Consider the following 11,497-nt stretch of genomic DNA (forward strand, 5'->3'; position numbering starts at 1 on the left):
CCACCGCATCCGATGATGTGACCACGGTGAGTGAGGGGGAAGACGTGAGCGAGCCAGCGGACTCCGGCGAGCCGCCGTCGGGGCTGCGGTTGACGACCGCGGAGTGGGGGCTGTGGCAGGCCTTCCGCAACGGTACCGAGCACGACCTGCGCTGCGGCGAACCGGAACTGGACGACCCCAACGGCGACCACCCCTGGGGCCCCGAACGCACCGTGCGGGCCCGGGTGATCGCTCTGCTGCTGCTCCACGGGCCGCCGCCGCTGCTGGGCCGGGTGGCCTCCCTCCATCTGATCGGGGCGCACGTCACCGGCTGCCTGGACCTGTCGGGCGGCGTCGTGGAACCGTACTTCGAGCTGCGGCACTGCCGTTTCGAGGACGAGGTGCGGATGCCGGAGGCCCGGGTCCACACGGTGCGCTTCGTCGACTGCTACCTGCCCCGGTTCGACGCGGCGCGGCTGACGACGGAGGGTGACCTGCATCTGCCCCGGTGCAGCATCCCGGAGGGCGTCAAGCTGACCGACGCCACCATCGGCACCGACCTGCTGCTGAACGAGGCCACCATCGGCAGCGGCCGCCGCACCCGCGCCGTCGCCGCCGACGGCGTCACCGTCTCCCAGGAGCTCCAGGCCAGCCTGCTGATCACCGACGGGCAGGTCAGCCTGCGCGGCGCCACCGTCGGCAGCTCCCTGCACATGTTCGGCTCCGCGCTGCGCAACCCGCGCGGCCGGGTCGCCCTGTACGCCCCGCAGATGACCGTCGAGCAGGTGGCCAGCTTCGCCGACGCCGGCCGCGGCAACACGGCGCAGCTGTACGGGGCCACCCCGCCCACGGGCACCCGCTACGCCTTCGCCGCCCAGACCGGCACCCGCCCGCTCGATCCCGGCTTCGTGCGGACGGGCCGGGGCGCCCAGCGCACCCGGCACTTCGAGTGCACCGGCGGCATGGTGCTGGACGACGGGCGGTTCGGCTCCTCCCTGGTGATCGAGAACGCCAGGCTGGAGATGCAGCGGGACCAGGAGCTGTCGCTGCGGCGCATCAGCACGCCCGAGCTGACCTTCACCCCGCAGCTTCCCGAGCGCGGCCTGGTGGTGCTGTCGGGGGCGGGTGTGGAGAAGCTGATGGACCGCGCCTCCAGCTGGCCGCAGGACCACCGGCTGTGGATGGCGGGCTTCACCTACCAGCACGCCATCCCGAAAGAGGGCCACTTCAACGTCCGCGAGCGCCTCCAGTGGATCAACGCCGCCACCGCGGAGTACGCCCCGGAACCGTACGAGCAGCTCGCGGCGATGTACCGCAACAGCGGTGAGGACACCAACGCGCGGATCGTGCTGCTGGCCAAGCAACGCCGCCGCCGCGAGACGCTGCCGCTGCCCGGCAAGCTGTGGGGGGTCCTCCAGGACTGGACGGTGGCCTACGGCTACCGCCCGGCGCAGGCGGCGCTGTGGATGGCCCTGCTGTGGCTGACCGGCGCCATGCTGTTCGAGGCGCACCGGCCGCCCGCCCTCAAGGGGGACGAGGCGCCGCACTGGAACGCCGCGCTGTACGCGCTCGATCTGCTGCTGCCCGTCATCTCCTTCGGGCAGGACACGGCGTGGGACCCGGTGGGCGGCTACCAGTGGGTCGCCGCGGTGCTGATCCTGGCGGGCTGGGTGCTGGCCACGACGGTGGCGGCGGGCGCCACGCGGCTGCTGCGCCGCCAGTAGCCGCCCTGTCACGGGGCGCCGCCGGGGTGGCGGGGGCCTGTGCAGGGCCGCGCGGCGCACCAGGGCCCCCATCGGCCGCCGGAGGCTTTAGGCTTACCCGTTGTGACAACCGCGCTTCCGCTCTTTCCCCTCAACTCGGTGCTGTTCCCGGGCCTGGTGCTGCCGCTGAACATCTTCGAGCCGCGGTACCGCGCGCTGATGCGTGACCTCCTCGCGCTGCCCGAGGACACGCCGCGCCGCTTCGGCGTCGTCGCCATCCGGGACGGCCGCGAGGTCGCACCGGCGGACGTCGGCATGCCCGATGCGGCGCCGCCGCAGGGTGCCGACCCGACCGCCGGCTTCGGGCCCGACCCGATCAAGTCGTTCTACACGGTGGGCTGCGTCGCCGACGCCTCGACGATCCGCGAACGCGTGTCCGGCACGGGCACCCCCGCGGACGCCGACGCGGACGAGGAGGCCGCCACCGAGTCCGATCCCCGCGCCGACACCGGCGGGTACGAGGTGCTGGCCACCGGCACCACCCGCTTCAAGCTGCTGTCGGTGGACGCCTCGGGGCCGTACCTGACCGGTCAGGTCGAGGAGTTGCCGGAGGAGGAGGGCGACGAGGCGGGCGCCCTGGCCTCCGGCGTCCTGCGCGCCTTCCGCAGCTACCAGAAGCAGTTGGCCAGCGCCCGCGAGCGCACCCTGGCCGCCGGTGCCGAGCAGGATCTGCCCGACGACCCGTCGGTGGTCTCCTACCTCGTCGCGGCCGCCACCGTGCTGGACACGCCCGCCAAGCAGCGGCTCCTCCAGGCCCCGGACACGGCGACCCGGCTCGCCGACGAGCTCAAACTGCTGCGCAGGGAGACCGCCGTCATCGGCAAACTGCCGTCCCTGCCGGCGGCGGACCTGACCCGGAACCCGACCAGCCAGAACTGACACCGCCGGGGGCGCAGAGCACGTGGCGAAGAAGAGCAGGCGGCAGGGGCCGGCGACGCCGGCCGTCGCGGCGGCCACCGAGGCGGGGATCACCTTCGAGACCCACGCCTACGCGCACGACCCGGCGGCTGCCTCGTACGGGCAGGAGGCCGCCGAAGCCCTCGGAGTGGACGCCGAGCGGGTCTTCAAGACGCTGGTGGCCGAGGTCGACGGCGCCCTGGCGGTGGCCGTCGTGCCGGTGTCGGGCTCGCTGGACCTCAAGGCGCTGGCCTCGGCACTCGGCGGCAAGCGGGCCGTCATGGCGGACCCGGCGGCTGCCGAACGCGCGACCGGTTACGTCCGCGGTGGCATCTCCCCGCTGGGGCAGCGCAAGCGGTTGCCCACGGTGCTGGACGCCTCGGCCGGGCGGTACCCGACCGTCTGCGTATCGGCGGGCCGCCGCGGCCTGGAGATCGAGCTGGCCCCGCAGGATCTGGCACGGCTCACCGGCGCCGTGCCGGCCCCGATCGCCCGCCCATGAGGCGCCCGGCGCCTGCTCACCACTGCGCGGGGGCGGCGGGCCGGGCGGTCTCGGTGCTCTCGTCGCGGGGACCGAAGAAGGCGGTGGCCAGCAGGTGGCAGAGCATGGCCGCGACGGGCCAGGCCAGCAGCACCCCGTAGGCGTGCAGCTCCAGGGGGGCGTCGAAGGTGGCGCCCTTGCCGGCGGCCCGGGCCGCCGCGGGCAGATCGGTCTCGGGCCCGAACCACACGCCGACCCGCCAGGCCAGTACGGAGCCCAGCAGCCCGCCGAACGCGAGCCCGACGACGAGGCCGACGCCGCCGCGCCTGCGCAGCAGGAAGCCGACCAGGCCCGTCAGCACCCCGAACGCCAGCCCGAGCAGCGCGAAGACGCCCTCGGCGCCGATGGCCTCCTCACCCTCCGGGTCCTTGAACAGCACGACCTCGCCGTTGTTGTACAGGGGCACGCGCGGGGCCAGCCACAGCCACAGCAGCCCCATCGCCAGCCCGGCGACGACGACCACCACCGCGCACACGGCGGCATCCCGGAGCTCGCGCCGCACCAGGGGCCCGCCCTCACCGCCGTAGCCGGTGCCGGGGCCCGGTGCGGGCGGGGGCGGCGGCGCCGCGGGGTCGGCGGGCGCGGAGCCGGCGCGCGCGGAGTCGGGGTCGTGCTCGGAGGGCGTCGGTACGGTCACGGAGCCATCGTGCCAGGCCCGCGCGGCAGGGGCGGCCCCGCCCCTGGCCGCGCGCGCCGGGAGGGGCCGGGAGGGGCCGGGAGGGGCCGGGAGGGGCCGGGAGGGGGTCAGCGGGTGGCGGCCCAGCGGTAGGCGCGGGTGGCGAGGGCGAGGGACAGCACGCCCACGGCGGCGCACACGCCCAGGTCCCCGGCGACACCGGCCCAGTCGGGGTGCGGCTGGAAGGTGCGTGCGAAGGCCTCCACGCCGTACGTCGACGGCAGCAGGTCCCGCGCCCACCGCACCACCAGCGGCAGGCCGCTGCCCGGCAGCACGCCCAGCAGCAGCGCCCCCGACATCCCCAACTGCCCTGCGAGCGTGGCCAGTTCCGGGCGCGGCGCGAGCAGTCCGAGCGCGGCGCCGAGCCCGGCCAGGGCCGCCCCGGCCAGCGGCACCACGGCCAGCAGCACCCACAGCCCGCCCAGCGGCAACTGATAGAGCAGGCTGCCCACCACGGCGGTCACCGCCACCCCCGGCACTGTGAACGAGGCGTACGCCGCCGCCGCGCCCAGCACCACCGAGGCCGCCGGCACCGGCAGCGTCGCGTAGTGGTCGAGCCCGCCGTCGGCGCGGAGGGTCCCGAAGTACTGGGCGAGCAGGTTGAGCGCCACGAAGGCGACGACCAGGACGCTGGACCCGGCCACCACGGCCCGCGCCTGCGCGCCGCCGTCCACCACGCCGCGCATCAGCACCATGATGCCCAGCGACTGGAACGTCGCCACGAACAGCAGCGGGATGCGGGCCACCCGCGCCCGCGAGAGCTGCGCCCGGTAGACGGCCACCAGCGCGGGCCACAGCCTGGCGCCCGGCGCCAGCGGTGCGGGCCCGGCGGCGGCTGCCCCCGCCGCGGAGTCGACGGGGTCCGCCCCCGCGGCGTGCGGCCCGGGGCCGGGGTGGGCGCTCGCGAGCTCCGGTGCCCCGCGGGTGTGTGCCGTGGTCGCCGTCGTCCTCATCCCAGCTCGCTCCTGGCCTCCGGCACCGCGGGCCGGTCCGTCGTGTGCCGCACTGCTGTGCCGCGGGTCACCAGCGCTGTACCGCGGGTCCCCCTCACCGTGCCACGGGGCGCCGCCGCACCGCACAATGTCAGCACCGGGCCGGCCGCCGCCGTCACGACTTCACCAGCCCCTCGGCGCCGCCGGCCCCGGAGGCGTTGCCGCCGAGTGCCACGTACACGTCCTCCAGGCTGGGGGTGGCCAGCCGGAAGTCGTCCAGGGCGGAGAAGGCCGGGCCGCCGGTGACCAGGGCGACCGCCTCCCGGGCACGCTCGGGGGGCAGACGGAGGGTCCAGCGGCGTCCGGAGACGGTGGCGTGGGCGGCGAGCGCGGCGACGTCGGACAGCTCCACGGGGGCACGCTCGCGCCACACCAGCTCCACCCGCACCTCGTCGCCGACCGTCGCCTTGAGTCCGCCAGGCGTGTCGCAGGCGATGACGCGCCCCCCGTCCAGCACCGCGACGCGGTCGAGCACCGTCTCCGCCTCGATCACGTTGTGGGTCACCAGCAGCACCGTCGTACCGCCCTCGGCACGGCGGCGGTCGACGGCCGCCCACACCGCGCGCCGGGCGTGCGGGTCCATGCCGGTGGTCGGCTCGTCCAGTACGAGCAGTGGCCGGTCCCCCACCAGCGCGGCCGCCACGCAGGCCAGCCGCCGCTGTCCGCCGGAGAGCTTCTTCAGCGCCCGGCCCGCGAGCTCCTCCAGGCCCAACTCGGCCAGTACCGCGTCACGGGCGGCCCGGGCAGGCGCCGGACTCATCCCGCGCAGCCGTGCGGTGGTCTCGGCAGCGAGGGAGACGGTCAGCTCGTCCAGCGCGGTGGACTGCTGCCCCAGGTAGGCCAGCAGTCGCGCGGCCCGCTCGGGGTGGCGGACCAGATCGTGGCCCAGCACCTCGATGCGCCCCGCATCGGGGCGCAGCAGCCCGGTGAGCTGCCGCACGAGGGTGGACTTGCCGGCGCCGTTGGGACCCAGCAGTCCGAAGATCTCGCCCTGCCGCACCTGGAGACTGACACCGTCGGTGGCCCGCACGGCCGACACCGCCGGGGTGCCGCGGCGGGCCCGCACCGCCGGGTACGTCTTGGCCAGGTCCTCGACCCGCACGGCAGGCGCAGCAGGGGTGCCCGTCCGCGTACGCGTCCTCGCGCCTGCCACCGAGCTGTCCACCGCCTGCCGAGTGCCCGTTCTCACGACCTATGAGGGTACGCGTCCGGGTTCCGCCGCTCCGTTCCGGGCCTGCCCGTCGCCGGGTGGGGGGCGGGAACCACCGGTTGACGTGGTCAGTCGCCGGTGGCCGGGGTGTGCTCGGCCGGGGCGGAGGTGCGGGCGTCCACCTCGCGCCAGAAGCCGGCACGGATCGCGTAGCGGTCGTGCTCGTCGATCTGGTCGTCCTTGTGCGCCAGCAGGCCGAAGCGGGCGGCGTAGCGGAGCAGTTCGCCGTCGATCCGGTGCGGGATGCGCGGGTACTCCCCGGAGAGCCGGCCCAGGTGGACCTCGTCGTTCAGCCGCTCCATCCATCGCCGGGCGAACACCTGGCCGACCTCGTACGGGTCGCCGCTGACGGCGGTGATGTCCTCCTCACGGTCCGCCCAGCGCTGCTCGGCGGTGGTCAGCTGGGCCAGCATCGGCAGCGCCGCCGTCTCCGGCGAGTCCGCCGCGTTGGGCCGCTCCACCCAGCCGCGGTCCGAGGACCAGCGCAGCGTCGCCCCCGGCGGTCCCGGCACCACCCCAGGGGAGGACCCGTGCCGGCCCAGATCCGCCAGGTCCTTGGGCGTGGGCACCCCCTCGGTACGGTGCGCCGCCTGGCCGCCGGGCGCCGGCTGTGCGCCGGCGGGATCCGCCTCCGGCTGCTCGGGCGCGGCGGCCTCCTTCGGGGCTGCGACCGGCCCCGCCTGCTGCGCGGAGGGGCCGGCAGGGCGCGGGGGCACGGTGGCGTCGCGGGCGTCGGTGCCGTCGCCGTTCTTGGCGGTCTCCGGCAGGGGCGCGGCCAGAATGGCGGCGATCTCCGGGCGGGGCACGGGCTGCGGTGCGCAGGGTCCCGACAGTTCCTTGGCGCGGACCACCGGTGTGATCCAACTGCGGTCCAGGACCCGCCGCTCGTCCGCCTCGGCCACCAGGTCCTCGGACTGGTTGTAGTCCCCGTCCGCCGCCTGGACCGCCCACAGATGGACGGCCACGCCGTGCTCCTTCGCGGACATCAGGCCGGGCAGCAGATCGCCGTCGCCGGTGACGAGCACGATGTCGGAGCAGGCGCGGTTGCGGGCCAGCTCCGTCAGCTCGGCGTGCATGGCGGCGTCCACGCCCTTCTGCGCCCACCGCCCGTCGCTGCGGGTGAGGGCGCCCAGGCGTACGGTCACGCGCGGCATGACCCGCAGCCTGCGGTGCTCGGGCTGGGGCACACGGTCGGGCGCCCCGTCGAACCAGTAGATCCGCAGCAGGGAGCACTGGGTGTCCGCCTCGGCCTGCCTGCGCAGCGACTGGGCCAACCCGGTGTGGTCGACGCTGATCCGGGAACGGGTCGGCTCTCCGGCCAGCAGGCTGGCGGCGGCACCCAGCAGGTAACCGGCGTCCACCAGGACGACGCAGCGATCCACGACGTTCCACCCACTCTCGGTCATGACCTACAGCCGAGGCCCTGCCTTCGCGTGCTGGCCGTGCCTTCGCGTGCTGGCCGATCCCCATGTCCTTCGGGTCTGTTTCGAGTCTGCCCGACCGTACCGGGGTTATCAGCCGGACCTCGATCGTCGGCGTGGCGCCGACTGCCCGACATGCGGCACTTGTACCGGCATGTGACGCTGAGGACGAGGGCTCCGCGCACTCCGGCGGGGCGAACGCCGGCCGGAGCCCGTGGAGGCACAGCATGGCCAAGAACAAGAACCGCCAACAGCCCCGGCGTCAGAACCGCACGGCCGACGAGCAGCAGCAGGAGCGCGAGCGCGCCGCCGCCACCGAGCGGGCCACCTCGGAGAACGGCTCCCGCAAGGGGAGGCAACGGCGCTTCGGCCACAACTGAGCGCGACTCTCACCCCGCCAGGCAGGAGGGGCCCAGCAGCTCCTTGAGGTCACCGAACAGGGCGGGGTCGGGCGTCACCCGGTGCCGGTCCAGGCGCAGGACCGTCGTCTTGCGCGCCCCTTGCAGGCGGACCCGCACCTCGCTGGCGCCCCGGTGCTGGGTGAGCACGTACCCGAGCTTCTCCACCAGCGGCGGGGTCACCTTGACGGTCGGGATCGTGATGGTGACCGGCGCGGACACGGACGCCTCGCTGAGGTCGGGGACCTGGAGTTCCATGGCGACCAGCCGCGGCACGTCCTCCCGCTTGTCGAGGCGGCCCTTGACGAACACGATGGTGTCCTCCACCAGCTGCGTCGACACCAACTGGTAGGTGGCGGGGAAGAACATGCAGTCGATGGAGCCGGCCAGGTCCTCCACGGTGGCGATGGCCCAGGCGTTGCCCTGCTTGGTCATCTTCCGCTGGAGCCCGGAGATGATGCCGCCGATGGTGACGATGGAGCCGTCGGAGTAGTCGCCGCCGGTGAGCTGGGCGATGGCGGCGTCCGCCTTGTCGTTGAGGACGTGTTCGAGCCCGAAGAGCGGGTGGTCGGAGACGTACAGGCCGAGCATCTCGCGCTCCTGGGCGAGCAGGTAGGTCTTGTCCCACTCCTCCTCGGTGAACTGCACGTCGAGGCCGAAGCCCGGTCCGGAGTCCGCGGCGTCGCCGCCGAGGTCGCCGAAGAGGTCGAACTGCCCCTCGGCCTCCTTCCGCTTGACCTGCACCACGTTGTCGATCATCGGCTCGAACTGCGCGGTGAGCCCCTTGCGGCTGTGCCCCATCTCGTCGAAGGCGCCGGCCTTGATCAGGGACTCGACGGTGCGCTTGTTGCAGACGACGGCCTCGACCTTGTCCAGGAAGTCGGGGAACGAGCTGTACTTGCCCTTGGCCTTGCGGCACTTGACGATCGAGTCGACGACGTTCTGACCCACGTTGCGCACGGCGGTCAGGCCGAAGACGATGGTGGAGTCGTCCTGCGAGGTGAAGTTGGCCTCCGACTCGTTCACGTTCGGCGGCAGCACCTTGATGCCCATCTTGCGGCACTCGTTGAGATAGACCGCGGACTTGTCCTTGTCGTCCCGCACCGAGGTGAGCAGCGCCGACATGTACTCCGCCGGGTAGTTGGCCTTCAGGTAGGCCGTCCAGTAGGTGACCAGGCCGTAGGCGGAGGAGTGGGCCTTGTTGAAGGCGTAGCCGGCGAAGGGCACCAGCACGTCCCAGACGGCCTGGATGGCGCCGTCGGAGTAGCCGTTGTCCCGCATGCCCTTCTGGAAGTTCACGAACTCCTTGTCGAGAACCTCCTTCTTCTTCTTGCCCATGGCACGGCGGAGCAGGTCGGCCTGGCCCAGCGAGTAGCCGGCGAGCACCTGGGCGGCCTTCTGCACCTGCTCCTGGTAGACGATCAGGCCGTGGGTGATGTCGAGGACCTCCTTGAGGGGTTCCTCGAGCTCCGGGTGGATCGGGGTGACCTCCTGCTGGCCGTTCTTGCGCAGGGCGTAGTTGATGTGGCTGTTCATGCCCATCGGGCCCGGGCGGTACAGCGCGGAGACGGCGGAGATGTCCTCGAAGTGGTCGGGCTTCATCATGCGCAGCAGGGAGCGCATCGGGCCGCCGTCGAACTGGAAGACGCCCAGCGTGTCGCCGCGGCACAGCAGCTCGAACGTCTTCGGGTCGTCCAGCGGCAGGTCGAGCAGCTTGAGGTCGACGTCCTTGTTCTTGCGGATCATCTTGACCGCGTCGTCCATGATGGTGAGGTTGCGCAGCCCCAGGAAGTCCATCTTCAGCAGGCCCAGCGACTCGCAACTGGGGTAGTCCCACTGGGTGACGACCGTGCCGTCGTTCTTCGGGGAGAAGATGGGCGCGTGGTCGATGACCGGCTCGCTGGACATGATCACGCCCGCCGCGTGCATGCCCATCTGGCGCACCAGGCCCTCGATGCCCATGGCCGAGTCGATGACCTTCTTGACGTCCGGCTCGTTCTCGTACATCGCCCGCACCTCGCCCGCCTCGCTGTAGCGGGGGTGGTTGGGGTCGGTGATGCCGGACAGCGGGATGCCCTTGCCGAGCACGTCGGCGGGCATCGCCTTGGTGATCCGGTCGCCCATCGCGTACGGGTAACCGAGCACGCGGGAGGCGTCCTTGATGGCGGCCTTCGCCTTGATGGTGCCGTAGGTGCCGATCATGGCGACCTTGTCGGCGCCGTACTTCTCCGTCACGTACCGGATGACGTCACCGCGCCGGCGCTCGTCGAAGTCGATGTCGACGTCGGGCATGGTGATGCGCTCGGGGTTGAGGAACCGCTCGAAGATCAGCCCGTGGGTGACCGGGTCGAGGTCGGTGATGCCCATGGCGTACGAGACGATCGAGCCCGCCGCCGATCCGCGGCCCGGGCCGACCGCGATGCCGTTGTCCTTGGCCCAGTTGATGAAGTCGGCGACCACGAGGAAGTACCCCGGGAAGCCCATGTCGATGATGACCTTCATCTCGTAGTCCGCCAGCTCCTGGCGGTCCTGCGGGACGCCGTCCGGATAGCGGCGGCCCATGCCGCGCCGCACCTCCTCCTTGAACCAGGAGATCTCGTCGTACCCCTCGGGCACGTCGAACTTCGGCATCAGGTTCTTCGGCTCGAACATGCCCTCGGTCTCGATGCGCTCGGCGACCAGGAGCTGGGTGTTGCGGCAGCCGGACTGCCAGGCGTCCGAGGAGTCGATGCCGTACATCTCGTCGGCGGACTTGAGGTAGTAGCCGGCGCCGTCGAAGCTGAAGCGGTCCGGGTCGGAGAGGTTGCTGCCCGTCTGGATGCACAGCAGGGTGTCGTGCGCCGCCGACTCGCGCTCGTAGGTGTAGTGCGAGTCGTTGGTGACGATGAAGGGGGCGTCGATCTTCTTGGCGATGCGCTCCAGACCGTCGCGGGCACGCTTGTCGATGTCGATGCCGTGGTCCATCAGCTCGACGAAGAAGTTCTCCTTGCCGAAGATGTCCTGATACTCCCCGGCGGCCTTGAGGGCCTCGTCCTCCATGCCGAGCCGGATCTTGGTGCTCACCTCTCCCGAGGGGCAGCCGGTGGTCGCCAGCAGCCCGTCGGCGTACTCGGCCAGCAGCTCGCGGTCCATCCGGGGCTTGCGGAAGAAGCCCTCCAGGCTGGCGCGGGACTGGGCGCGGAAGAGGTTGTGCAGACCCGTCGCGTTCCGCGCCCACATCGTCATGTGGGTGTAGGCGCCGTTGCCGGAGACGTCGTCCCGCTTCTGGTGGGGGGTGCCCCACTTGACCGGGCGGGCGTTCCTGCGGTGGTCGGGAGCCAGGTAGGCCTCGATGCCGATGATCGGCGTGACCCCGGCGTCCTTTGCGGAGTGGAAGAAGTCGTAGGCCCCGTGCAGATTGCCGTGGTCGGTCATCGCGATGTGCGACATGCCCATCTCGTTGCAGGCAGCGAACATGTCCTTGAGGCGGGCCGCGCCGTCCAGGAGCGAGTACTGCGTGTGCACGTGCAGATGCGTGAAGGGCTGCTCACTCACGGCGAAGGCCACCTCCGGGCGCGGATCTTCAGGGGCGGCCACGAAGTCTACGGCCCACCACCGACAGCCCGCCGAGAACCACCCGG

General features: G+C 72.6%; 9 protein-coding genes. 4 read left to right on the forward strand and 5 right to left on the reverse strand.

The genetic code is table 11. The features are described 5' to 3' along the window. Positions 1–44 precede the first annotated feature (44 nt). The 3 genes from H297_RS0108730 to ybaK all read left to right on the forward strand — a co-directional run bounded on the left by H297_RS0108730 (position 45) and on the right by ybaK (position 3,141). The gene (locus H297_RS0108730) at positions 45–1,703 is read left to right on the forward strand and encodes a hypothetical protein (RefSeq protein ID WP_027736721.1); all 1,659 of its coding nucleotides are present in this window, start codon (positions 45–47) and stop codon (positions 1,701–1,703) included. A gap of 102 nt (positions 1,704–1,805) precedes the next feature. Next, positions 1,806–2,621, forward strand: coding sequence for an LON peptidase substrate-binding domain-containing protein (locus H297_RS0108735; RefSeq protein WP_027736722.1), 816 nt, complete (start codon positions 1,806–1,808; stop codon positions 2,619–2,621). Between the two features lie 22 nt (positions 2,622–2,643). After that, complete coding sequence (gene ybaK / locus H297_RS0108740) at positions 2,644–3,141, forward strand: Cys-tRNA(Pro) deacylase (RefSeq protein ID WP_027736723.1); 498 nt, start codon at positions 2,644–2,646, stop codon at positions 3,139–3,141. A 16-nt stretch (positions 3,142–3,157) separates the two neighbouring features. Here ybaK and H297_RS35370 read toward each other — a convergent pair whose 3' ends face one another. The 4 genes from H297_RS35370 to H297_RS0108760 all read right to left on the reverse strand — a co-directional run bounded on the left by H297_RS35370 (position 3,158) and on the right by H297_RS0108760 (position 7,440). Next, positions 3,158–3,817 carry a hypothetical protein gene (locus H297_RS35370; RefSeq protein WP_037793371.1) on the reverse strand — a complete coding sequence of 220 codons (660 nt, stop codon included), beginning with the start codon at positions 3,815–3,817 and terminating at the stop codon, positions 3,158–3,160. 107 nt (positions 3,818–3,924) lie between these two features. Beyond that, the gene (locus tag H297_RS35375; RefSeq protein ID WP_064744798.1) at positions 3,925–4,809 is read right to left on the reverse strand and encodes an ABC transporter permease; all 885 of its coding nucleotides are present in this window, start codon (positions 4,807–4,809) and stop codon (positions 3,925–3,927) included. Between the two features lie 154 nt (positions 4,810–4,963). Beyond that, positions 4,964–6,001 carry an ABC transporter ATP-binding protein gene (locus H297_RS0108755; protein WP_027736725.1) on the reverse strand — a complete coding sequence of 346 codons (1,038 nt, stop codon included), beginning with the start codon at positions 5,999–6,001 and terminating at the stop codon, positions 4,964–4,966. Between the two features lie 125 nt (positions 6,002–6,126). Beyond that, on the reverse strand, positions 6,127–7,440 hold the full coding sequence (locus H297_RS0108760) for an NYN domain-containing protein (protein ID WP_027736726.1): 1,314 nt from the start codon (positions 7,438–7,440) through the stop codon (positions 6,127–6,129). Positions 7,441–7,706: 266 nt separating this feature from the next. On the opposite strand from H297_RS0108760, the gene H297_RS43670 reads away from it, so the two are divergent. After that, positions 7,707–7,859: a hypothetical protein gene (locus H297_RS43670; RefSeq protein WP_199787168.1), complete on the forward strand. Its 153-nt coding sequence runs from the start codon at positions 7,707–7,709 to the stop codon at positions 7,857–7,859. Between the two features lie 9 nt (positions 7,860–7,868). Here the strand turns inward: H297_RS43670 and dnaE are convergent, their stop codons facing one another. Next, positions 7,869–11,411 (reverse strand): DNA polymerase III subunit alpha, encoded by a 3,543-nt coding sequence (dnaE, locus tag H297_RS0108770; RefSeq protein ID WP_027736727.1) that lies wholly within the window; start codon positions 11,409–11,411, stop codon positions 7,869–7,871. Between the last annotated feature and the right edge of the window lie 86 nt (positions 11,412–11,497).

The organism is Streptomyces sp. CNT360, assembly GCF_000424785.1.